The sequence below is a fragment of the Mycolicibacterium sediminis genome (assembly GCF_010731735.1).
Taxonomy (GTDB): domain Bacteria; phylum Actinomycetota; class Actinomycetes; order Mycobacteriales; family Mycobacteriaceae; genus Mycobacterium; species Mycobacterium sediminis.
In genome coordinates, this window is record NZ_AP022588.1 from 6,131,533 (window position 1) to 6,154,810 (window position 23,278).

23 protein-coding genes are annotated in these 23,278 nt (G+C 68.7%); 14 read left to right on the plus strand and 9 right to left on the minus strand.

Annotated elements, in window-relative coordinates:
• Positions 1–9: 9 nt before the first annotated feature.
• Positions 10–2,277, minus strand: a complete 2,268-nt coding sequence (locus G6N64_RS29215; protein ID WP_163801235.1) for an ATP-dependent DNA ligase — start codon at positions 2,275–2,277, stop codon at positions 10–12.
• Between the two features lie 32 nt (positions 2,278–2,309).
• Between G6N64_RS29215 and G6N64_RS29220 the strand changes: the two genes are divergently transcribed.
• Complete coding sequence (locus G6N64_RS29220; protein WP_163801236.1) at positions 2,310–2,534, plus strand: hypothetical protein; 225 nt, start codon at positions 2,310–2,312, stop codon at positions 2,532–2,534.
• On the opposite strand, the gene G6N64_RS29225 is transcribed toward G6N64_RS29220, so the two are convergent.
• The 6 genes from G6N64_RS29225 to G6N64_RS29250 are packed head-to-tail and all read right to left on the minus strand — an operon-like array spanning position 2,531 to position 9,099.
• Positions 2,531–3,799, minus strand: a complete 1,269-nt coding sequence (locus G6N64_RS29225) for a DUF4032 domain-containing protein (protein ID WP_163801237.1) — start codon at positions 3,797–3,799, stop codon at positions 2,531–2,533. The genes G6N64_RS29220 and G6N64_RS29225 overlap by 4 nt on opposite strands.
• Before the next feature lies 1 nt (position 3,800).
• A complete protein-coding gene (locus G6N64_RS29230) occupies positions 3,801–4,889 on the minus strand; it encodes an ABC transporter ATP-binding protein (protein ID WP_163801238.1) in 1,089 nt (362 codons plus the stop codon).
• Between the two features lie 32 nt (positions 4,890–4,921).
• Positions 4,922–5,791 carry a carbohydrate ABC transporter permease gene (locus G6N64_RS29235; protein ID WP_163801239.1) on the minus strand — a complete coding sequence of 290 codons (870 nt, stop codon included), beginning with the start codon at positions 5,789–5,791 and terminating at the stop codon, positions 4,922–4,924.
• A 2-nt stretch (positions 5,792–5,793) separates the two neighbouring features.
• Complete coding sequence (locus tag G6N64_RS29240) at positions 5,794–6,768, minus strand: carbohydrate ABC transporter permease (RefSeq protein WP_163801240.1); 975 nt, start codon at positions 6,766–6,768, stop codon at positions 5,794–5,796.
• Entirely contained in the window at positions 6,768–8,138 is a 1,371-nt protein-coding gene (locus G6N64_RS29245; protein ID WP_163801241.1) for an ABC transporter substrate-binding protein, read from the minus strand. The genes G6N64_RS29240 and G6N64_RS29245 overlap by 1 nt, the downstream gene beginning before the upstream one ends.
• A 13-nt stretch (positions 8,139–8,151) precedes the next feature.
• Positions 8,152–9,099, minus strand: coding sequence for a sugar-binding transcriptional regulator (locus tag G6N64_RS29250; protein ID WP_246231354.1), 948 nt, complete (start codon positions 9,097–9,099; stop codon positions 8,152–8,154).
• 253 nt (positions 9,100–9,352) lie between these two features.
• Between G6N64_RS29250 and G6N64_RS29255 the strand changes: the two genes are divergently transcribed.
• The 10 genes from G6N64_RS29255 (at position 9,353) to G6N64_RS29300 (ending at position 18,103) form a co-directional block, all read left to right on the plus strand.
• Positions 9,353–10,765 (plus strand): mannitol dehydrogenase family protein, encoded by a 1,413-nt coding sequence (locus tag G6N64_RS29255; RefSeq protein ID WP_163801242.1) that lies wholly within the window; start codon positions 9,353–9,355, stop codon positions 10,763–10,765.
• A complete protein-coding gene (locus G6N64_RS29260; RefSeq protein ID WP_163801243.1) occupies positions 10,762–11,676 on the plus strand; it encodes a carbohydrate kinase family protein in 915 nt (304 codons plus the stop codon). The genes G6N64_RS29255 and G6N64_RS29260 overlap by 4 nt, the downstream gene beginning before the upstream one ends.
• Before the next feature lie 21 nt (positions 11,677–11,697).
• On the plus strand, positions 11,698–12,672 hold the full coding sequence (gene ku, locus G6N64_RS29265; protein WP_163801244.1) for a non-homologous end joining protein Ku: 975 nt from the start codon (positions 11,698–11,700) through the stop codon (positions 12,670–12,672).
• Between the two features lie 223 nt (positions 12,673–12,895).
• Positions 12,896–13,687: an SDR family oxidoreductase gene (locus G6N64_RS29270; protein WP_163801245.1), complete on the plus strand. Its 792-nt coding sequence runs from the start codon at positions 12,896–12,898 to the stop codon at positions 13,685–13,687.
• A gap of 11 nt (positions 13,688–13,698) precedes the next feature.
• Entirely contained in the window at positions 13,699–14,781 is a 1,083-nt protein-coding gene (locus tag G6N64_RS29275; RefSeq protein WP_163801246.1) for an NAD(P)H-dependent amine dehydrogenase family protein, read from the plus strand.
• Positions 14,782–14,806: 25 nt separating this feature from the next.
• Positions 14,807–15,124, plus strand: coding sequence for a hypothetical protein (locus G6N64_RS29280; RefSeq protein ID WP_163801247.1), 318 nt, complete (start codon positions 14,807–14,809; stop codon positions 15,122–15,124).
• 62 nt (positions 15,125–15,186) lie between these two features.
• Positions 15,187–15,432, plus strand: coding sequence for a hypothetical protein (locus G6N64_RS29285; RefSeq protein ID WP_163801248.1), 246 nt, complete (start codon positions 15,187–15,189; stop codon positions 15,430–15,432).
• Between the two features lie 57 nt (positions 15,433–15,489).
• On the plus strand, positions 15,490–15,723 hold the full coding sequence (locus G6N64_RS29290; protein ID WP_246230850.1) for a hypothetical protein: 234 nt from the start codon (positions 15,490–15,492) through the stop codon (positions 15,721–15,723).
• A 92-nt stretch (positions 15,724–15,815) separates the two neighbouring features.
• Positions 15,816–17,042, plus strand: coding sequence for an Nramp family divalent metal transporter (locus tag G6N64_RS29295; RefSeq protein ID WP_246230851.1), 1,227 nt, complete (start codon positions 15,816–15,818; stop codon positions 17,040–17,042).
• Between the two features lie 11 nt (positions 17,043–17,053).
• Positions 17,054–18,103: a poly-gamma-glutamate hydrolase family protein gene (locus G6N64_RS29300; RefSeq protein WP_163801250.1), complete on the plus strand. Its 1,050-nt coding sequence runs from the start codon at positions 17,054–17,056 to the stop codon at positions 18,101–18,103.
• On the opposite strand, the gene G6N64_RS29305 is transcribed toward G6N64_RS29300, so the two are convergent.
• Together G6N64_RS29305 and G6N64_RS29310 are read right to left on the minus strand one after the other, a co-directional pair.
• Positions 18,104–19,456: an APC family permease gene (locus tag G6N64_RS29305; RefSeq protein WP_163801251.1), complete on the minus strand. Its 1,353-nt coding sequence runs from the start codon at positions 19,454–19,456 to the stop codon at positions 18,104–18,106. It lies immediately after the preceding gene.
• A 14-nt stretch (positions 19,457–19,470) separates the two neighbouring features.
• Entirely contained in the window at positions 19,471–21,090 is a 1,620-nt protein-coding gene (locus G6N64_RS29310) for an amidohydrolase (RefSeq protein ID WP_163801252.1), read from the minus strand.
• Between the two features lie 81 nt (positions 21,091–21,171).
• Here G6N64_RS29310 and G6N64_RS29315 point away from each other — a divergent pair, with 81 nt between their 5' ends.
• The 3 genes from G6N64_RS29315 to G6N64_RS29325 are packed head-to-tail and all read left to right on the plus strand — an operon-like array spanning position 21,172 to position 23,278.
• Positions 21,172–21,963: a DUF1365 domain-containing protein gene (locus G6N64_RS29315; RefSeq protein ID WP_163801253.1), complete on the plus strand. Its 792-nt coding sequence runs from the start codon at positions 21,172–21,174 to the stop codon at positions 21,961–21,963.
• An 11-nt stretch (positions 21,964–21,974) separates the two neighbouring features.
• A complete protein-coding gene (locus tag G6N64_RS29320) occupies positions 21,975–22,553 on the plus strand; it encodes a sigma-70 family RNA polymerase sigma factor (RefSeq protein ID WP_163802202.1) in 579 nt (192 codons plus the stop codon).
• The gene (locus G6N64_RS29325; protein ID WP_163801254.1) at positions 22,550–23,278 is read left to right on the plus strand and encodes an anti-sigma factor; all 729 of its coding nucleotides are present in this window, start codon (positions 22,550–22,552) and stop codon (positions 23,276–23,278) included. The genes G6N64_RS29320 and G6N64_RS29325 overlap by 4 nt, the downstream gene beginning before the upstream one ends.

The window sequence follows — 23,278 nt, forward strand, 5'->3', positions numbered from 1 at the left end:
ACTGATCGCCTATTCCCACACAACCTCGCCCGGCGACTTGTCCGGCCGCAGCCCCCGCCAGCTCGGCTGGCGCAGCCGGCCGTCTGACGTCCGCTCGCTGAACCGGACCTCCCCCACCAGTTCGGGGCGCACGAAGGTGACGCCCTTCGCGTCCGGCCCGGTGAGGCGCTTCGTGAACGGGCTCTCCTCGGCCTCCAAGGGCGCGAGCGTCTTCTTCAGGTTGGCGAGGTCCCTATCGGTGAACCCGGTGCCGACGCGGCCCGCGAACACCAGGCCGTCGTCCGACGGGATCCCCATCAGCAGCGCGCCGATCCCGCTGGTCCGTCCGCCCTCGCCGGCACGCCACCCGCCAATAACGACTTCCTGTGTGAGCCATAGCTTGTCCTTGATCCAGGACTGCGAGCGGCGGCCCGGCTGGTAGGTGGAGTCGCGCTTCTTCGCGACCACCCCCTCCCAGCGTTGGCTGCGTGCATGCTCCAGCGCATCGGGACCGTCGCCGGGCAGCTGGTCGGGCACGATCAACCCGCCCGCCTCGGCGAGTGTCTCCAGGATCCGGCGCCGGTCGGAGTACTTGGCGCGCAACAGGCTTCGACCGTCGAGCGCAAGCACGTCGAACGCCCAGAACTCGACGCGGGTGGACGTGGCACGGTTCTGCATGAGCCCGAAGTTCGGCACCCCGTTCGCGTCGAGAGCCACCGCCTCACCGTCCAGGACGACGTGGTGGTCGGCCAGATCGGCGGCGAGCGCGCGCAGCTGCGGATACTCGGCGGTCACGTCGCGCCCGCTGCGCGACCGCAGCCGCAGGGCGCCGTGATCGGCGTCGACGAGCAGCCGGTAGCCGTCCCACTTGCCCTCGAACGCCCACACCACCTTCGTCAGCCTCGCCACCGAACCATGCGCCGCCAGCATGGGTTTGACGTCGTCGGGGATCGGCTGCGGTTGCTCCTTCATGCGGTGCGCGAGCCATTGTTTGCCGCCGGTCTGGATGAGCGCGTAGCGGCCCTCGACCTTGGACCCGTGCAGCGTGACGATCACCTCGCCGCCCTTGGCCGGCCCGTCGGGCGGGTTGTCGTTGAACTTCTCGGTCTCGTAGGTGCCGGAGTCCCAGACGGTCACCTCGCCACCGCCGTACTCCCCCTTGGGAATCGTCCCCTCGAACGTCGCGTACTCGAGCGGATGGTCCTCGGTGTGCACGGCGAGGTGGTTCACCGACGGCGTCTCGGGCAGGTTCTTCGGGACGGCCCACGACACCAGGACGCCGTGGCGCTCCAGCCGGAAGTCGTAGTGCAGGCGGGTGGCGTGGTGCTCCTGGATGACGAAGGTGTCGTCGTTCCCGGTGGCCGGCGAGGCACGCGGCACCGGTTCGGGCGTCTTCGACGAGTCGCGCATGCTCCGATAGGTGGTGAGCTTGTCCGGCAGCGGCGCCGGCTCGTCGAGGCCGTCGAGCAGATCGCCGTCGCGTTCGACCCGCTCGAGCACCTCGTCGAAGCGGAGGTGCCGCAGATCGGGGTCCTCGATCTCCTCCCACGTGCGCGGCGCGGCGACCGTCGGCTCGTCGCGACCGCGCATCGAGTACGGCGCGATGGTCGTCTTCGCGGCGCTGTTCTGGCTCCAGTCGAGGAACACCTTGCCCGCCCGCAGACTCTTGGTCATGGTCGCGGTGACCTGCTTGGGCATCTGCTTCTCGAGTTGCACCGCGATCCGCTTGGCCAGCACCGACGCGCCCTGCGAGCTGACCGGCTCGGCCAGCGGCACGTAGAGGTGCAAGCCCTTGCTCCCACTGGTCAGCGGATACGTCGTCAACCCGATGTCGGTGATGAACCCGCGGACCTCGTGGGCGACCTCGCACAGCTGGCGGAACGTCACGTCCTCCCCCGGGTCCAGGTCGAACACGATGCGCGTCGCGGGCCCCGGCGTCGTGGGATCGAGGAACCTCCACTGCGGGACGTGCACCTCCAGCGACGCCTGCTGTGCCACCCACGCCAGCCCCTCGCGGCTGTCGAGGACGGGATAGGTGGTGGTGCCGGACTTGTGCGTCACCGAGCCGCGGTCGAGCCAGTCCGGCGCCGACGATGCGAGCTGCTTCTCGAAGAAGTCGGGCTGACCGACGCCGTTGGGCCAGCGCTTGCGGGTGACGGGTCGTCCCGCGATGTGCGGGATCATCGCGTCGGCGATCGCCACGTAGTAGTCGAAGATCTCGGCCTTGGTGGTGCCCGTGGCGGGATAGAGCACCTTGTCGGGGTTGGTCAGCTTGACCCGGCCGCAGCGATCCACCATGTCACGCTATTACCCGCTGTAGCGTGGGACCAGTGAAGACGGCGCTGCTGATCTGCGCGGCCACCGCGGCCGCGCTCCTCGGCGCCGCCCCGGCCGGCGCGGATCCCCAGGACCTGGTGCCGTACTGCTCGGGTGATCAGACGCCGATGGACTCCAACTGCCGGGCCACGCCCTCCCAGATCTTCACCCACGAGGGGTCCGGCCTGACGCCCGACGTCCCCCGCGGTCTGACCCCCGACAACGTTCCAGCGATCTAGTCGTCGTCGAGGACGATCACCTCGAACGGTTCGGTGGGCACCTCGGCGACTGCCAGCTTCGCCGCGGAGTCGACGGGAATGACGTCACCGTTGAGCGCCGCGAGCGCCTTGTTGGTCCCGACGTCGCGACCCGCCTGCTCGCTGAGCAGCCACCGCACCTCGAGCATGTCGCAGTACGCCTGAATCGGTGTGCCCGCGTGGTGAACGGCGTTGTGCGCCAACAACTCGTACGGTGTCAGCACCTCGATGACCCACAGCCGTGCAGCGGTGGACTCGTCGACGTCGTGACCCGCTTCGGCGACCAGCTGCGCCTGGTAGGCGTGCAGGTCACCGAGCAGGATCCGCGCCTGGCCTTCGCCGACGTCGAGCCCGGTCAGCTCCTGGAGGCGCTGCGCATGGAAGCGACGGTCCCCGACCACGACCCGTGCCCGCATCCGAGTGGGGTCGTCACCCTCTGGGTGCAGGCTCATCTCGTCGATGGCGAAGCCGAGGTCGTTGAGACGGCGGATGGTGCCCTCGACCCGGTACCGGTCGCTGAACCCGAAGACCGGCTCGGCGTGCAGCACGCTCCACAGTTCCTCGTAGCGCGTGCGCACCTGCTCGGCCTCGGCGATCAGCGTGTCGTGCAGTTCTTCCGGCCGCTCCAGCCGCTCCGCCAAATCGACCATCCCCATCGCGACGTTCTCCACCGCGATGTCGAGGTCGTAGCCCCGCTGCCCGCGGCTCAGCGTCGGATGCACCTCGGAGGTCTCCGCGTCGACGAACCACGCCTGCAGCAGCTGCCCGTCGCGCGAGAACAGCGTGTTGGCCAGCGAGCAGTCGCCCCAGAAGACGCCGTGGCGGTGGAGTTCGACCAGCAGGCCAGCCATCGCATCCAGCAGCCGCGCCCGGTGCTTGGGCTGGTCGGGCGGCAGCCGCATGAACATCCGGCGGTACTGCCACGATCCCTCGAGGTACCGGGTGACGAGGATCGCCGTGTCGAACTCAGGCTGCAGGACCAGCCCTGCCGGGTGGACGGCGGGCAGCCCCATGTCCTCGAGCCGGCGCAGGACGTCGAACTCCTTGACCGCGATCCGTGCCGGCATGTCCTTGACGGCCCAGAGCTTGTCGTCGGCGTCGACGAACTTCACCAGGTGCCTGCTCGGCCCGACGGCCATGTCGCGCAACGGGACGTCGGGCGCCCGCCACTCCGACAGCGGCCGGTCCCACGGCAGGGCGAGCAGTCCGGGTGTGGGTGCCCGCAGCCGTAACTCGGGCGCCCGCACGTCAGTTCAGGCGTTCGCCGGACTCGGGGTGGAACAGGTGCACCGCCCCCTCCGGATGCCTGCGCAGCCGCACCGTGTCGGCCAGCCGCGGTGCGGTGCGCGGGTTGGATCGGGCCACCAGCTCGACGCCACCCGGACCGGATCCGGCGTGGGTGTAGACGTAGGCCTCGCTGCCGAGGTCCTCGACGAGGTCGACGACGACCTCCACGCCACCGGACTCGGTGACCTCGAGCTGCTCGGGCCGGATGCCGACCGTCACCTCCTTGAGGCCGGCCCCCGCGAGGACGGAGATCTGGTCGCGCTCGAGTTCGAACACCGAATCGCCGACCCGGACGCCGTTCTCGGCGATCTGCGCGGTGAAGAGGTTCATCGCGGGCGAGCCGATGAAGCCGGCGACGAACGCGTTCGCCGGGCGGTCGTAGAGCTCGTTGGGCGACGCGAACTGCTGCAGCTTGCCGAAGCGCAGCACGGCGACCCGGTCCCCCATCGTCATCGCCTCGACCTGATCGTGGGTGACGTAGACGGTCGTGGTGCCCAGACGCCGCTGCAGAGCGGCGATCTGGGTGCGCGTCTGCACGCGCAGCTTGGCGTCGAGGTTCGACAGCGGCTCGTCCATGCAGAACACCTGCGGCTCGCGGACGATCGCGCGGCCCATCGCGACGCGCTGACGCTGACCACCGGACAGCTTGGCGGGCTTGCGATCCAGGTGCTCGGTCAGGTCGAGCACCTTCGCGGCCTCCTCGACCTTCGCGCGCCGCTCCTCGGCCGACACGCCCCGCAGCTTGAGCGCGAAGCCCATGTTCTCGGCGACCGTCTTGTTCGGGTAGAGCGCGTAGTTCTGGAAGACCATCGCGATGTCGCGGTCCTTCGACGGCACGCCCGTCATGTCCTTGCCGCCGATCTCGATGGACCCCTCGTCGATGTCCTCGAGGCCGGCGAGCATGCGCAGCGCGGTGCTCTTGCCCGAACCGGACGGGCCGACGAGGACGACGAACTCGCCGTCCTGGATGTCGAGGTTGAGGTTGTCGACGGCGAGCTTGTCCGAGCCCTCGTAGATGCAGGACGCGTTCTTGTAGGTGATCGATGCCATGTCTGAAGCTCCTTGGAAGGTGAGGGGGTCGGTTACTTGATCGCGCCGAAGGACAGTCCGCGCACCAGCTTGTTCTGGGCGAACCAGCCGCACAGGATCACCGGCAGGGCGGCCATCGTTGCGGCCGCCGAGAGCACGGCCCAGTACTGGCCTTCACCGGCGATGAAGCCGACGAGGTACACCGGCATGGTCTGGGCGTTGACCGCGGTCAGGTTGACCGCGAGGAAGAACTCGTTCCAGGCGAAGATCACGCAGATCAACGCGGTGGCCGCGATGCCGGGTGACACCAGCGGGAGGATGACCTCGCGCACCGACCGCCACAGGCTCGCGCCGTCGAGGCTGGCGGCCTCGAGGAGTTCACCGGGCACCTCGAGGAAGAACGACCGCATCATCCACACCGCGATGGGCAGGTTCATCGACGTGTAGAGGATGACCAGCGCCCAGATGTTGTCCAGCAGACCCGTGTTCGACACGATCACGTACAGCGGCAGGATCGCCGCGACGACGGGCAGCATCTTGGTGCTCATGAAGAAGAACAGCGCGTCCGAGGTCCCCTTGACGGGCCGCAGAGACAGGGCGAACGCGGCGGGCACCCCCAGCAGCAGCACTAGGACGGTCGACATCACGGTGGCGAACACCGAGTTCAGCATCGCCGTCCCGATGCCCTGGGCGAAGACCGCGGAGTACTGATCCAGCGTCGGGGTGAAGAACAGGGTCGGCGGATTGGTCGCGGCCGCGCTCTCCTGCTTGAACGACGTCAGGACCATCCAGAACACCGGGAAGAAGAACCCGATCCCGACGAGCCACGCCACCACGCCCCACGGGCTGAACTTCTTTGACTTCTTCTTGCGTGCGGGAGCCGGATTCGAACTCGCCGTGGTCTTTTCGACTGTGGTCGTCACGATTACGCCGCCTCTTCCTTGCCGGAGAACGATTTGAAGATCAACCTCAACGCGAAGCTGGCGATGATCATCGTGAAGATGACGACCACCACGCCCATGGCGGCGGCCTGGCCCATGTCGAAGCCGAGGAACGCGCGCTGATAGATGTAGAACGGCAGGTTCGCACTGGCGACGCCCGGCCCGCCCTGCGTCATCATGAAGATGGCGTCGAAGGTGTTGACCAGGTAGACCGCACCGAGCACCACGCCCAGCTCGATGAAACGGCGGAGGTGGGGCAGCGTCAGCTCCCGGAAGAGTTGGAACGCACCGGCTCCGTCGACGCGGCCCGCCTCGAGCTGGTCGCGGGGCATCGACGTCAGGCCGGCCAGGATCAGCAGCATCATGAACGGGGTCCACTGCCAGATCAGTTCGACCATGACCATCGTCAGAGGGAACTGTCCGATCCAGTCCACCGGGCCGATACCCACCAGGGAGAGCACCCAGTTGAGGATGCCGTTGGTGGGATCGAGGATCGTGGTCTTCCAGATCAGCGCTCCCGCAACGGGTGTGATCAGGAACGGCGTGATCAGCAGCGTCCGGACGACGCCGCGGCCGAGGAAGGCACGATCCAGCAGCAACGCGATCCCCAGGCCGAGCAGCGCCGAGATCAGCACCACGCCGACGATCAGGATGACGGTGTTGAGTGCCACGGACCAGAACTGGCTGTCCTTGACGACGGCGATGTAGTTGTTGATCCCGACGAACTCCCGTGATCCCGGGCGGACCAGGTTCCACGACAGCGTCGAGTAGTACAGCGTGAACAGGAACGGCACCTGCGTCACGGCGATCATGAAGATGAGCGCGGGGAGCAGCGGCCCTCGCCGGCGCCATCCCTCGGCGCGGCTCACCCCGACGTCCTGGCGCTCCCGGATCTTCCGGACGCGCTCGGCCACCTCCGCTTCGCCGGTGTCGGCGCCGGTATCGGCAGTAAGAGTCATCACTTCTCCTGGTAGGTCTTGCCGACGACCTCGGCATACTGCTGGGCTTGATCGAGTGCGGCGTCCACCGAGATCTGACCGGCGATGGCTGCGCTGATCTGCTGGCTCACCCGGGTTCCGAGATCCTGGAACTCCGGGATGCCGACGAACTGCACGCCGGTGTACGGAACCGGTTGCACCGTGGGCTTGTCCGGCGTCGCGTTGGTGATCGACTTGAGCGTCAGCGGTCCGTAGGACTTCGACACCGCCTCGTACTCCGGCAGTTCGGTGTAGGTCGAGGTCCGGCTACCGGGCGGCACCCGCTCCCAGCCAAGCTTCTCGCCCACCAGCTTCATGTAGTCCTTGCTGGTCATCCACGAGATGAACTTCCATGCGCCGTCCGGGTTCTTGGCGCCCTTCGGGATGCCCAGCGCCCAGGTGTAGAGCCACCCCGAGTTGGGCTTCTCGACGATCGGCGCGGGCAGGTAGCCGATCTTGCCCACCAGGTCCGGGTACGTCTTGGGGTCCTCGAGTGTCGAGACCGCCGACGTCGCGTCGTACCACATGGCCGTCTGACCCTGACCGAACAGGTTGGCGCACTCCTGGAATCCGGTCGAGGATGCACCCAGCTCGCCGGACTCCTTGATCGTGTTGACGTAGAAGTTGACGGCCTCCTTCACCTGAGGACTGTTCAACTGGGCGTTCCACTGATCGTCGAACCAGCGTCCGCCGAAGGTGTTGATCACCGTGTCGAGCGGCGCGAGCACCTCGCCCCAGCCCGGCTTGCCGCGCAGGCAGATCCCCGCCCGGTCGTTGGTCTTCAGCGTCTTCGCCCACTGTCCGACCTCCTGCCACGTCGGCTGGTAGTTCGGATCCTGGTTGATCTGGATGCCGGCCTGCTCGAAGAGGTCCTTGCGGTACATCAGGAACGACGACTCGCCGTAGAACGGCACCGAGTACATGTTGCCCTCGTAGGACAGCGACTCCCGCAGCGACGGGATGAAGTCGTTCATGTCGTAGCCGGGCGTGTTGTTCGCGTAGTCGTTCAGCGGCAGCAGCCACCCGTCCTTGGCCCACTGCGGTGTCTCGAAGTTGCTGATCATCGAGACGTCGAACTCGCTGCCGCCCATGGCCGCCGACATCGTTATCTTGGCGCGCGCCTGGTTCTCCGAGAGCGAGACGAACTTCAGCTTGGTGCCCGGATTGTCCTTCTCGAACTCCGAGGACAGCTCCTGCGCGTCGGTCATCTGGGAGTTGGAGACCAGTGCGATGGTCACCTCGTTCTCGGACGCACCGAGGCTGCCGGCACCGGAGCACCCCGCCGTGAACGTCAGGCCCACCGCCGCGGCGCACGCCGCCGCACGATGGAGAACTCTTCGTCGAGTCTGCATACCGGTCAACCTCTCACTGATCCAACAACCAACGGGCACAATCGATGTCACATACCAAGAGCTTCGCCAGGCCGCCGAGCAGCGCGGCGTGCGTCGCCACGTGCTTCTCCGGACCGCTGCAGATGAGGATCGTCTTCTCGCACCGACGGATGTCCTCGAGCGGCACGGACACCGCGCGCTGCGCCAGCTCCGTCTCGACGGGGGCGCCCTTGGCGTCGAAGAACCTGCCGCCGATCTCGCCGACCGCGCCGAGCGTGATCAGCTCGTCGAGCATCCGCACGTCGAGGAAGCTGCCCTCGAAGAGCGTGGTCGACGTCGACACCGAGCCGACGCCGAACAGCATCGTGTCGGCGTGGCGGCCCGCGTCGAGCGTCCGGGAGATGACGGAGTCGGTGCGCAGCGACGCGACCGTGGAGGCGTCGGCGTAGAGGGGCGCGGGCAGGCGCATCGCGTCGGCGCGCAGCATGTCGGCGCTGCGGCTGAGGATGAACTCCATGCCGGTCTGGTACGACGCGGTCGACATGGCGCCGTCCAACTGCACGATGACGCGACAGTTCGCCACGCCGGGGCTGAGCGAGGACACGGCGGCCACCTGCTCGGGCCCCCAGGTGAACCCGAGCACGTCGTCCTGGGAGAGGCGTCGCATCAGCAGTGCCGCGGATGCCCGCCCGAGGTGGCCGGTGACGACGGCCTCGGTGATGCCGTAGCGCTCCTCGAGCCGGCGCTCCTCGTCGGCGTGCAGGTCGTCCTTCAGCATCGGGGGGACCACCACCTCGATGCGCACCAGCCCCTTGGACTTGGCGCGTGCGATGAGTCGTCCTGCGGTCGGCCGGGAGACGCCGAGCTTGGCGGCGATCTCCGCCTGGGTGAGCCCGTCGAGGTAGTAGAGCGTGGCGGCGCGCAGCGCGAGCCGCAGGTCCTCGGGCGTGGCCCCACCGAGGTTCTCGGACCCGTCGGCCAGTCGGCCGTTGGTCGTCGGAGATGACCCGGAGGTCGGCGCGGACACGTGCACGGTGCGGCTTGCCACCTCTCTGTGGTGTGAACATCTGCTCAGGGGTGCGAGTAACTGTTCATCACGCTAACATGGCCGGTGTGACGCACACAACACTTTCAGCTCCCGTCTCGCGACGGCATGGAAACGGTCGATCGACCTCGCCGAGGCGCCCCGAGGGCATGGCCTCCCCGGGTAACGTCGGGACGGTGATGACGGCGTCATGAAACTCAACGACGAGAACCTCCCCCAGGTATCCATCGCCAAGCCCGGCTACGACCGCGGCGAGATCGGCATCGGGATAGTGCATTTCGGCGTCGGCGGATTCCACCGGGCGCATCAGGCGATGTACGTCGACCGGCTGCTCGAACTCGGCGACGCAGGCGACTGGGGCATCTGCGGAGTCGGCGTCCTGCCGGGCGATCGCCGCATGGCCGACGTGATGGACGCCCAGGACGGGCTGTACACGCTGCTGGCCTTGCGCGCCGACGGCGGCCGTGAGGCGCGCGTGATCGGCTCGATCGTCGACTACCGGTTCGCACCCGACGACCCCGAGGGCGTCATCGAGCTGATCGCCGCGCCGTCCACCCGGATCGTGTCGCTGACCATCACCGAGGGCGGCTACTCGATCGGCGATGCGGGACCCGACAGCGTCTTCGGCCTCGTCACAGCGGCCCTCGAGCGTCGCAGGGAGCGCGGACTGCCGTCGCCGACGATCGTGTCGTGCGACAACATCGAGGGCAACGGCGACGTCGCCCGCGAGGCCTTCACCGCCTACGCCGAGAAGGCGCACCCCGACCTCGCCGGCTGGATGGCCGAGCACACCCGCTTCCCCAACTCGATGGTCGACCGCATCACGCCGGCCACCTCACCCGAGGTGATCGAGACGGTCCGCGACGAGTTCGGCATCGACGACGAGTGGCCCGTCGCCGCGGAACCGTTCACCGCCTGGGTGCTCGAGGACCACTTCTCCGACGGTCGACCGCGGTTCGAGGACGTCGGCGTCATGGTCGTCGACGACGTCATGCCCTACGAACTGATGAAACTGCGCCTGCTCAACGCGGGTCACCAGGCACTCTGCTACTTCGCGTACCTGGCCGGCTACCGCCTGGTGCACGACGCCGCGGGCGATCCGCTGTTCGCGACGTTCCTCAAGCGCTACATGGACGAGGAGGGGACGCCGACGCTGCTGCCGGTGCCGGGCATTGACCTGCCCGAGTACAAGGAGACGGCGATCGAGCGATTCGCCAATCCCGGTGTGCGCGACACGATCGTGCGGCTCTGCTTCGGCTCGTCGGACCGCATCCCGCAGTGGCTGTTGCCCGTCGTACGGGAGAACCTGAAGTCCGGTGCGCCGGTTGCCCTGTCCGCGGCCGTCGTCGCAAGCTGGGCCCGCTACGCCGAGGGCGTCGACGAGCAGGGCGAGCCCATCGACGTGCAGGACCAGCTCGCCGACACACTGGTGCCGCTGGCCAAGTCGCAGCTCGAGAACCCGACGGCGTTCATCGAGAACACCGCGCTGTTCGGCGACCTCGCGGAGCAGCCGCGCTTCGTCGAGGCCTACCTCTGGGCCCTGGAGTCACTGCACCAGAACGGATCCCGCGCGACGCTCGAGCAGCTGATGACGACGTCATGACCCGTGCGCTCGTCATCGGCGAGGCGCTGATCGACGTGGTCGAGCGCGACGGCGTCGTCACCGGCGAACACGTCGGCGGCAGCCCGCTCAACGTCGCCGTGGGGCTGGGCCGGCTCGACCGCGACGTCGACTTCCTCACCCACGTCGGGACCGACGACCGCGGCCGTCGCATCGCCGACTACGTCGAGGCGTCGGGCGTACGCCTGGTCCCGGGCACCACCGACGCGGAGCGCACCCCCACCGCCCGCGCCCGGCTCGACGCGGCCGGCGGTGCGACCTACGAGTTCGACCTCGAGTGGCAGCTGTCCGGCACGCCGGAGGTGGCGCCGCCGCTCGTCGCGCACACCGGGTCGATCGCGGCGTTCCTCGACCCGGGAGCGCTGGCGACGGCCGCACTCGTCGATGCCTACCGCGCCTCAGCCACCATCACCTACGACCCCAACGTGCGGCCGGCACTCATCACCGATCGGGATCAGGTGATCGGCCGCATCGACCGCCTGGTCGAGAGGGCCGACGTCGTCAAGGTCAGCGACGAGGACCTGCACTGGATCGACCCGTCCCGCACCCCCGAGGAGATCGCGGCGGCGTGGCAGGCGGCGGGCCCGGCGATCGTCGCGGTGACGATGGGCGGGGACGGGTCGTTCGCGGTGTGCGCGGCGGGCAGCGTCCGCGTCGAGGCGCCCGAGGTCGAGGTGGTCGACACCGTGGGAGCGGGCGACGCGTTCATGACCGGACTGATCGACGCGCTGTGGTCACTCGACCTGCTGGGTGCCGCGCGCCGCGCGGACCTGGCCGCGATCGCGACGTCGACGCTGGCGGACGTGCTCGGCGCGGCGGCGGACGTCTCGGCCTACGTCGTGGCCCGGGCGGGCGCGGAATTACCGGATCGCGCCGCTCTGCGTCGACGCTGACCAAATGGGCAATACTGGGTCATGCGTTCCATCTGGAAGGGTTCGATCGCCTTCGGGCTGGTGAACGTGCCGGTCAAGGTCTACAGCGCGACCGAAGACCACGACATCAAGTTCCATCAGGTGCACGCCAAGGACAACGGACGCATCCGCTACAAGCGGGTGTGCGAGGTCTGCGGCGAGGTGGTGGAGTACCGCGACATCGCCAAGGCGTACGACTCGGACGACGGCCAGACGGTGATCATCACCGACGAGGACATCGCGACGATGCCCGAGGAACGCAGCCGCGAGATCGAGGTGGTGGAGTTCATCCCCGCCGAGCAGCTCGACCCGCTGATGTACGACAAGAGCTACTTCCTCGAGCCCGACTCGAAGTCGTCGAAGTCCTACGTGCTGCTGGCCAAGACGCTCGCCGAGACCGACCGGGTCGCCATCGTGCACTTTGCGCTCCGCAACAAGACCCGCCTGGCGGCGTTGCGCGTCAAGGACTTCAGCAAGCGCGACGTCATGGTGATCCACACGCTGCTGTGGCCCGACGAGATCCGCGACCCCGACTTCCCAGTGCTCGACAAGGAAGTCGAGATCAAGCCCGCCGAGCTGAAGATGGCCGGCCAGGTGGTCGAGTCGATGACCGACGACTTCCACCCCGACCAGTTCCGCGACGACTACCAGGAGCAGCTCCGCGAACTCGTGGCCGCCAAGCTCGAGGGTGGCGAGGCGTTCAGCACCGAGGAGTCCGAACCCGAGAACCTCGACGAGACCGACGACGTGTCCGACCTGCTGGCCAAGCTCGAGGCGAGCGTGAAGGCGCGCAAGGGTGGGGCCGCGAGCGCCGACGCGTCTGACGACTCCGCTGACGACGAGGAGCCCGCGAAGAAGGCGCCGGCCAAGTCGGCTGCGAAGAAGGCCCCGGCGAAGGCCGCCGCCAAGAAGACCGCTGCCAAGAAGGCGCCCGCGAAGAAGACCGCGGCGAAGAAGGCTGCTGCCAAGAAGTCGTAGCGCGTCCTCGACCGCGAGATCCGCTTTTCGTAGACGTCTACTCGCACATTCGCGCCATTTCGCAACTTTCGTCGCCGCAGCGTCGAACGCCGCTGGTGCAGAACTCGCGACGACGGGTCAGACCGCGACGCCCCCACCCCAGAAGTAGAACGTGTTACAGAAATCGCCCACACCGAGGCGCCGCCCTTGTTAGCGTGACCGCGGCAAGGGAAGAGAGGAACACGTGATTCTCGACAGGTTCAGACTCGACGACAAGGTCGCCGTCGTGACCGGAGCGGGCCGCGGCCTGGGCGCCGCGATGGCGCTCGCGTTCGCGGAAGCCGGTGCGGACGTGGTGATCGCGGCGCGCACGCAGTCCCAACTCGACGAGGTCGCCGAGCAGGTCCGCGCGGCCGGCCGCACGGCGCACGTCATCGTCGCCGACCTCGCGCACCCCGAGGACACGGCGAAGCTCGCCGCCGCGGCCATCGAGGCGTTCGGCAAACTAGACGTCGTCGTCAACAACGTCGGCGGCACCATGCCGGCACCGCTGATGGACACCTCCACCAAGGATTTGCGCGACGCCTTCACGTTCAACGTGACGACCGCACACGCGCTGACCCTCGCCGCGGTCCCGCTGATGCTCGAGCACTCCGGCGGCGGCAGCATCATCAACATCACCTCGACGATGGCCCGCGTCTCGGGCCGCGGGTTCGCCGCCTACGGCACCGCGAAGGCCGCGCTCGCGCAGTACACCCGGCTGTCCGCACTCGACCTCGCGCCGCGCATCCGGGTCAACGCCATCGCGCCGGGGTCGATCCTCACCTCGGCGCTCGACATCCTGGCGAGCAACGACGAGCTCCGCAAGCCCATGGAGGACGCCACCCCGTTGCGCCGCCTGGGCGATCCGCTCGACATCGCCGCGGCCGCCGTCTATCTCGCATCCCCGGCTGGCAGCTTCCTGACCGGCAAGACCCTCGAGGTCGACGGCGGCATCACCGTCCCGAACTTCGAGTTCCCCATCCCCGACCTCTGAGGACCCGCCACATGGCCATCACAGTCGCCGCGATCGGCACCGGAAACGTCGGCAAGCCGGCACTCGTCCACCTCATCAACGACCCGCGCTTCGAGCTGACGGCCGTGTGGGTGTCGTCAGAAGCCAAGGCGGGCAAGGACGCCGGTGAACTCGCGGGCCTCGACACCGTCACCGGCATCACGGCGACCACCGACCTCGACGCGGTGCTCGCCACCAACCCGCAGTGCGCCGTCTACACCGCGCTCGCCGACAACCGTCTGGTCGAGGCGCTCGAGGACTATCGCCGCCTCCTCGCCGCCGGCGTCAACGTCGTCGGCAGCAGCGCGGTCTTCCTGCAGTACCCGTGGCAGACGCTGCCCGAGAACATGGTGTCGCCCATCGAGGAGGCCGCCGCCGCGGGCAACGCGAGCCTCTTCGTCGGCGGCATCGACCCCGGTTTCGCGAACGACCTGCTGCCGCTGGCGCTCGCGGGCACGTGCCAGACCGTCGAGCAGATCCGCTGCATGGAGATCATCAACTACGACACCTACGACAGCGCGGCGGTGATGTTCGACGTCATGGGCTTCGGTCGACCGATGGACGACGTGCCGATGCTGCTGCAGCCGGGTGTGCTGAGCCTGGCGTGGGGCTCGGTGGTCCGGCAGCTCGCCGGCGGCCTGGGCGTCGAACTGGACGAGGTCACCGAGACGCACGTGCGCGAGCCCGCACCGGACGACTTCGACATCGCCTCGGGCCACATCGCGAAGGGCACCGCCGCGGCGCTGCGTTTCGAGGTCCGCGGCATGAAGGACGGCAAGGTGGCGGTCGTGCTCGAACACGTCACCCGCCTGCGCGACGACCTGCGGCCGGACTGGCCGCAGCCCGCACAGGAGGGCGGCTCGTACCGCATCGAGATCACCGGCGAGCCGTCGTACACGGTCGACCTGTGCCTCTCGAGCCCGAACGGCGACCACAACCATGCCGGACTGGTCGCGACCGCGGCCCGCGTCGTCAACGCGATCCCCGAGGTGGTCGCCGCGCCCGCGGGCATCCGCACCACACTCGACCTTCCCCTGGTCACCGGAAAGGGGCTGTACGCTGCGAGTCGACCGTGACACCCGTCCGACCGGAAGGACGCCGATGCGCTACCTACTCCCCCTGCTGGCATCGGCGGGCGCGGCAGCCGTCGCCATCCTCGGCGCGCCCGTCGCGGCGGCCGAGCCGAACCCGGATCTGCCGAACTGCCAGACCGCCGCGGGCGGCGAGTACACCGGCACCGGCGAGACGGAGTGCCAGTCGCCGGGCAACGTGCAGATCGACGCCACCGCTCCTGCGCCGCTCTACCCGTACCCGTGGGCCGATGAGTTCTACGGCGCCCCACTGATCATCGGCGGGTTCGGCGGAGAACACGGCGGCGGCGCCGTGGGCGGCGAAGGTGGTGGCGGCGGACGCCGCTGACCCACGTCCCCGACGGTGGATCGGTTGTACGCTACGTCCGAAACCGCTGAAGGGATTGACAGATGAAGGCACGTTCGACCCTCGCCACACTGCTCGCCGCAGCCGGTGCCGCCGCACTCGTCGCCGCGCCCCTGGCCTCGGCCGAGCCGACGCCGTCGCTGCCCCAGTGCGAAACCGTCGGCGGGTCCTCGGTCACCGGCGGTCAGACCACCGAGTGCGCGACGCCAGGGAACACGGAGATCGACGCGACGCCACCGGCTCCGAGTTACGGAATGTTCCCGTGGGAAGACGAGTTCTGGACTCTGTAGGAACCTACGCCGCACGCATCCGCGGGCGTACGCTGGTTCCAGCGATCGGAGCAGGTCATGAGCAAGAAACAGCGTATTGCAGCACCCATGCTCGCGGCATTCGCCGCTGCGGGGGCGATCGGATTCGCCGCACCGGCGACTGCCCGGCCGGACTGCGTGAACACCGCGCCCAACACGACGATGTGCACCACCAACGGCAGTTCGAGCCTGACGACGTCGCCACCGGCGACCAACAACGGCCAGTGGGGATTCGGTTATCCCTTCGGCGGGTTCGGCTTCGGCCTCTTCTGAGCCGTCTCGGCGCACGCCTCCCGATTGCACGCACGACAAGGTTTCGTCTAGCCTAACTTTTCTATTCGTTTCCCCGGATGAAGAGTGGGTTCGTGATTCCGACCGCCAGCGCACGGCCGAAGGCCGGCTGGCTGCTGCTCGGGCCGGCGTTCGTCGCGTCCATCGCCTACGTCGACCCGGGCAACGTCGCGGCGAACGTCAGCGCGGGCGCGCAGTTCGGCTTCCTGCTCGTCTGGGTCATCCTCGTCGCCAACGTGATGGCCGGGCTCGTCCAGTACCTGTCCGCCAAGCTCGGCCTCGTCACCGGGCGCACCCTGCCCGAGTCGGTCGCCGACCGGGCGAGCACGCGCTCCCGGATCGCGTACTGGGTGCAGGCCGAACTCGTCGCCATGGCAACGGATCTCGCCGAGGTCGTCGGCGGCGCCATCGCGCTCAACCTGCTGTTCGACCTGCCGCTCCTGGTGGGCGGCCTGATCACCGGCGTCGTGTCGCTGGTGTTGCTCGCCATCCAGAACCGTCGCGGCCAGCGGGTCTTCGAGCGGGTCATCACCGGCCTGCTCATGGTGATCGCGATTGGCTTCCTGACTAGCCTGGTGGTCGAGCCGCCGCCGGTATCCGACGTCGCGTCGGGACTGCTCCCCCGCTTCGACGGCGCGGAGAGCATCCTTCTCGCCACCGCCATGCTCGGCGCGACGGTCATGCCGCACGCGGTCTATCTCCACTCCGGGCTGGCCCGCGACCGGCACGGCCAACCCGACGCCGGCGCACCGCGTCGCCGGATGCTGCGGATCACTCGCTACGACGTCGGGCTGGCGATGCTCGTGGCGGGCGCGGTGAACCTCGCGATGCTGCTCGTCGCCGCCACCCATCTGCAGGGCGTGCCGAACACCGATTCGATCGAAGGCGCCTACGCCGCCGTGCAGGGCGCGCTCGGCAACGGCGTCGCGCTGTTCTTCGCGATCGGTCTGCTGGCGTCCGGCCTGGCGTCGACGTCGGTCGGGGCGTATGCGGGCGCGATGATCATGCAGGGCCTGCTGCGGCGCACCTATCCGCTGCTGCTGCGCCGCGTCGTCACGTTGATCCCCGCGCTGGCGATCCTGGCGATCGGCGTCGACCCGAGCCGCGCGCTCGTCCTGTCGCAGGTCGTGCTGTCGTTCGGGATCCCCTTCGCGCTGATCCCGCTGGTCCGGCTGACCAGCGACCGCACCCTGATGGGCGACGACGTCAACCATCGCGTCACGACCGCCCTCGGCTGGCTCGTGGCGGCGGTGATTAGTGTGCTGAACGTGGTGCTCATCTATCTGACCGTCGCCGGCTAGGCCACGGCGGCGTGCCCGCGTACTTCGCCTACGGCTCCAACCTCAACGTCGCGCAGATGGCGCAACGGTGTCCCGACGCGTCCGACCCCCGGCGTGCCACGCTCGCCGATCACGACTGGCTGATCAACGAACGCGGTGTCGCCACCGTCGAACCGAGCGACGGCGCCGAGGTGCACGGCGTGCTGTGGCAGATCAGCGCGAGCGACCTCGACGTCCTGGACAGCGCCGAGGGCGTCCCCGTGCGGTACCGGCGCGACCGGCTCGTCGTCGACACCGACGACGGACCCCGAGAGGCCTGGGTCTACATCGACCACCGGGTGGAGGCAGGCGCCCCGCGTCCCGGTTACCTCGAGCGGATCATCGAGGGCGCGCTACACCACGGGCTACCGCAGCGCTGGCTGGACTTCCTGCACCGGTGGGATCCGTCGATGTGGCCGCGCGCACTGGCACCGACGGAAAGCCCGGGCCCGCAGTCACTCTCGGAGCTTCTCGACGATCCGGAGGTCACCGAGCGCAGCACGCTGCGGTCGACGTTCGGCTTCCTCGCCATCCACGGCGGCGGACTCGAGCGCATGACCGACGTCATCGCCGAACGCGCGGCGGCGGCGTCGGGCGCGTCGGTCTACGTCGTACACCACCCCGTGAACTACCCGTACCACCTCCGGTCGGCCGCCTATCTGGCCACGGAATCCGAACGGCTGGCGGAGTTCCTCGACCACGTCGATGACGCGGTGTCGCTGCACGGGTACGGACGCGTGGGCCGCAGCACCCAGATCCTGGCCGGTGGCACGGACCGCGCATTGGCCGCCCATGTCGCCCGGCACGTGACGGTACCCGGTTTCGAGGTCGTCACCGATCTCGAGGCCATCCCCCGCGAACTCCGCGGGCTGCATCCCGACAACCCCGTCAACCGAACCCGAGGGGGCGGAGCGCAACTCGAACTCTCCCCCCGCGTGCGCGGCATCAGTCCGCGCAGCGGACCGCTGGGCGAGGACGGCCTGAGCCGCGCCACGTCGGCGCTGCTGCGCGGCCTCGTGTCGGCGGCCCGCAGCCGGTCCTGACTACTCCTTCATGTCCAGCACCGGCGTGGGCCGACGGAATCCCTTCGTGACGACCGCGAGCCAGAGCAGTCCCAGTGCGAGCCAGATCAATCCGATCGTCAGCGCCTCGCCGGACAGGCTGAACCACAGCCAGACCGTCAGCGCGAAGCCGATCAACGGCAGCACCAGGTTGTTCAGGACGTTCTTCTCGCCCTCGTCGATGAAGTAGTGCTTGACGACGGTCAGGTTGACCGCCGAGAACGCCACCAGCGCACCGAAGCTCACGACCGAGGCGAGGATGGCGAGGTCGATGACCACGGCGAGCAGCGAGATCACCGAGACGACCAGGATCGCCCACGTCGGCGTGCTGAACTTGACCGACACGTGACCGAACACCTTGCGCGGCAGCACCCCGTCGCGACCCATCGCGTAGAGGATGCGTGCGACCGACGCCTGTGACGTCAGCGCCGAGCCCGTGGCGCCGGCCACGTAGGCCGCGGTGAAGAACGCCGCGAGAAAGGCGCCACCGGCGGACTGCATCACGTCGAGCGATCCGGAGTCGACGTCGGCGAACGCGTTCGACGGGAACACCAACTGCGATGCGTAGGACAGGATCACGAACAGCACGCCGCAGATGAGCGTCGCCATCATGATCGCCTTCGGCACGTCGCGCTTGGCGTCCTTCGCCTCCTCCGACAGCGTGGACACGGCGTCGAACCCGAGGAAGGACAGGCACAGGATCGCCGCACCCGCGAGGACGGGGCCGAGTCCCCCGGCCGTGCCGTCACCGCGGAACGGCGCCATCACGTCGACGCTGCCCGAGCCCGAGATGGTGACGACCGACATGATCAGGAACACCACGATGAAGATGGCCTGCACGGCAATGATCAAGACGTTCGCCCGGGCGACGGACACGATGCCGACGATGTTGAGCACGGTGACGAGCGCGATGGTGACGACGACGATCAGCCACTGCGGGATGGCGGGTACCGCGGCGTTGAGGTACAGGCCGATCACGAGGTAGTTCAGCATCGGCAGGAACAGGTAGTCCAGCAGCAGCGACCAACCCGCGAGGAAGCCCACGGGCGCACCGAAGGTCTTCTGCGTGTAGGCATATGCCGATCCGGCCACCGGGAACGCCGCCGCCATCCGCGCGTAGGAGCGCGCGGTGAAGATCATCGCGGCGAGGGTGAAGACATAGGCCAGCGGCACGCGGCCGCCGGACTCCACCGTGACGATGCCGTAGGTGGTGAACACGGTGAGCGGCACCATGTAGACCAGCCCGAAGAGCGTCAGCGACGGCACGCCGAGGGCGCGTTTGAGCGTCCCCTCCTCAGGATCGGCCGACACTCCGACCAATGGCTCTGACGACATCGGCAGTTCCTCTCTCACGACGTACCGAATGCGGGCTCTCCCCGCACATAGGTGGCCCGGACGGTGATTCCGGGAAGTTCTCGTGCGGGCGTCTCCCGCGGATCGCGATCCAGCCACACCAGGTCGGCGCTCGCGCCGGGGACCAACCGGCCCCAGGTGTCCTCGCCGTAGGCCTGTGCGGCGACGGCCTCGGTGTAGGCGGTCAGTGACCGTTCGACGGTGAGGATCTCGTCGGGCATCCATCCGCCCGCCGGCTCACCCTCGGTGGTCTGTCGGGACACCGCGATCGCGATGCCGTCGAGCGGCGCGCCCGACGACACCGGCCAGTCCGAGCCGAATGCCAGTGCTGCGCCCGATGATTCGAGGCTGCGCATGCGGTACTGCCTGTCGGTGCGCTCCTGGCCGAGGCGCGGGATCGTCAACACCGTCATCAGCGCATCTTGCTGCGCCCACAGCGGCTGCATGTTCGGAATGACGCCGAGTGCGGCAAAGCGCTCGAGGTCCGCGTCGTCGACCAGCTGCGCATGGGCGATCACCGGGCGGCGGTCACGCGGGCCGTTCCACTCGGCGGCGTATTCGATCGCGTCGAGCGCCTGCCGGACGGCGGCGTCCCCGATGGCGTGGATGTGGATCTGCAGCCCGAGGTCGTCGACCTGGCGTACGGCCTCGGACAGGCTGTCGCCCTCCCACACCGTCATGCCGTGCTCGTGCAGGCCCGTGCAGTACGGCTCCAGCAGCGCTCCGGTCTCGTTCTCGACGACGCCGTCGGCGAAGAACTTCACCGTGTGCGCGGTGAGCATCGGCGAATCGAGCTGCTCGACCCGCCGCTTGGCCATCGAGAAGTCGTGCAGTTGCGCGTCGAAGTGGCGCGGATCGGCGTAGAGGGCGAGGTTGAAGCGCATCCGCAGCGCGCCGCGGCGTGCGGCTTCGAGGTAGGTGTCGACGTCGGCCGGTTCGACCCAGGCGTCCTGCACCCACGTCACGCCGCGGGACAGGTAGTAGTCGGCGGCGGTGCCGAGGGCGGCGATCCTGACGTCCTCGTCGCGGGCCGGCATGACGGCGGTGACCAGGTCGACCGCACCCCACTCGCGCAGCGTGCCCAGAACCGAGCCGTCCTCGCGGTGCGGGATCTCGCCGAGCACCGGGTCCGGGGTGTCGGCGGTGATGCCCGCCCGCTCCAGCGCCACCGAGTTGCACCACACGGTGTGGTAGTCCCAGGCCCGCAGCACCACCGGGCGGTCGGAGACCGCGTCGTCGAGCCACCGGGCGTCGAACAGGCCGCCCTCGGCGAGGCTGCCGTCGTACGAGGCGCCGACGATCCACTCCTCGTCGGGGTTGTCCTTGGCGAAGCGCCGGACCGCCTCGACGATCTCGTCGACCGAGGTGCACGGTCGGACCGCCGGGCCCACGAACTCGAGGCCGCCCAGCAGTGGATGCGCGTGCCCGTCGCCGAACGACGGCATCAGGAAGCCGCCCTCGAGGTCGACCCTGAGGACGTCGGGACCGTCGCCCGCCGCTTCCCGGGCGTCATCGCCGAGCGCGGTGATCACGCCGTCGACGACGAGCAGGGCATCGGCCGTCGTCGTTTGGGCACCAGGCCACACGGTTCCGTCGTGAAACAGCGTCTTCGCCACGGTTTGGCACATTACGCGGGGTCCGGGCTTTCGCAATCCGAACGCACCCATCCGTTTCCCGCGTCGCTACGAATACAGATCGTGCTAGGTGAGAACGGGTTCGGACGGTCCGGTGACGGTGGCGCGGCGGCGCCTGCCATCTATCGCACGCGGATCACCCACGTGCGGCGCGCTCCGGTACATCACTACTTCGAGCAGCGCGGCTACTGCTGGTACGTCGACCTCGATCAGCTGCCGCGGCTACCCCGCTGGCTGCGCCCGTTCGCGAGGTTCGAGGCGGTCGACCACTTCTCTGCGGCACCGCGCGACGGCGTGCCGGACACCTTGCGCAACCGAGCCGACGAGTTCCTCGCGAGCCGCGGCATCGACATGCGGGGCGGCACCATCACCGCGTTGCTGCAGGCCCGCGTCCTCGGGTACGTCTTCAATCCCATCAGCATCTTCTGGTGCCACGACGCCCACGGCGTGCTTCGGCACGTCATCGCCGAGGTGCACAGCGTCTACGGCGGCAGGCACACCTATCTCCTCCCGCCGACGGGTGACGCGCCCGCCGCGGTGAAGAAGGCGCTCTACGTCTCGCCGTTCAACGAGGTCGACGGGTACTACCTCGTCGAGGCGCCCCGGCCCGGGGACACGGTGGACGTCCGTATCTCCCTGCACCGCGAGCACCTCCCCGCCTTCGTCGCCACGCTGCAGGGCGAACGACGCGGCGCGGGGGTGGCGCAGTTGCTCGCGCTCCAGCTCGTCGCTCCCCTGGCACCCTTGATGGGTGCGTTGTGGATCCGCCTGCAGGGCGTCACGCTGTGGGCCCGTCGGGTCCCCGTCGTCCCGCGCGAACCGGTCGCTCAGAAGGAGCGGGTGAGTCACCTGTGACGACTGCGGTTCTGCTCCACAACCCCCCTAGTAGAGTGCGCAGCGTGACGGCCGATCTCGACGCCCTGCTGCGCCGGGTGGCACAGCGCGACGTCGACGCGTTCACCGCCTTCTACGACGACACGCGCGCCCGCGTCTACGGCCTGGTGACCCGCGTGCTGCGCGATCCCGGGTACAGCGAGGAGACCACGCAGGACGTCTACCTGCAGGTGTGGAACAACGCGTGCAACTACGACCCGGCCGCGGGGACACCCCTGGCGTGGCTGATGACGCTCGCCCACCGCCGTGCCGTCGATCGGGTCCGTTCCGAGCAGGCGGCCGGCGCGCGCGAATCCCGTTACGGCGCAGCCAATGTCGACCCGCCGTCGGACGGCGTGGCCGACGCCGTCATCCATCTCGATGAGCGTAGACAGGTCACCGAGTGCCTCGGATCCCTCACCGACATCCAGCGTGAATGCATCCAGCTGGCCTATTACGAGGGTCTGACCTATGTGCAGGTCTCCACCCGACTGTCGGCGAACCTTGCGACAATAAAGTCACGGATGCGCGATGCGATCCGCGGACTCCGAAACTGCTTGGGGGTGTCGTGAGCCAGCCGACACACGAGACTCTGATGACCCTCGCTACCCCCTACGCACTGCACGCCGTCTCCGCCGACGAGGAGCGGGAGATCGAACGGCAGGTGGCCGACGCCCCGCCGCTGGTTGCCCGGGCGTTCAACGAAGAGGTCCGCGCGGTCCGCGAGACCATGGCCGTCGTGTCCTCCGCCACGGCCGTCGAGCCACCCGAGGCACTCCGCAACCGACTGCTGGCCGCCCTCGATGACGCACCACCGGTCGTCCAGGTGGCGCCGGGGACGTCGACGAAGTCGACCCGCTGGCGTGGCGTCGCCCTCGCCGCAGCAGCCGCGATGGTCGTCGGACTGGGCGCGGTTGGCGTCGGCTTCGCGATCCGCCCCGAGGTCCAGCAGTCCGCGGCCGAGCAGATCTTCGACGCCCCCGACGTGCGGACGGTGTCCGGGGACATCCCGACCGGCGGCACCGCCACGGTGGTGTTCTCCCGGGAGCGCAATGCCGCGGTACTGGTGATGAACAACGTCGCACCGCCCGCCTCGGGCTACGTCTATCAGATGTGGTTGGTAGGCGACGACGGCGCGCACTCCGCCGGCACCATGGACGCTGCTGCCGTGTCGCCGTCCACTACGGCCGTGCTGCCCGACATCGACGGCTCGCAGACCCTGGCGTTCACCCTGGAACCGGGCAGCGGGTCGGAGACGCCGACCGCTCCGGTCTTCGCCGAGTTACCCCTGATCTGA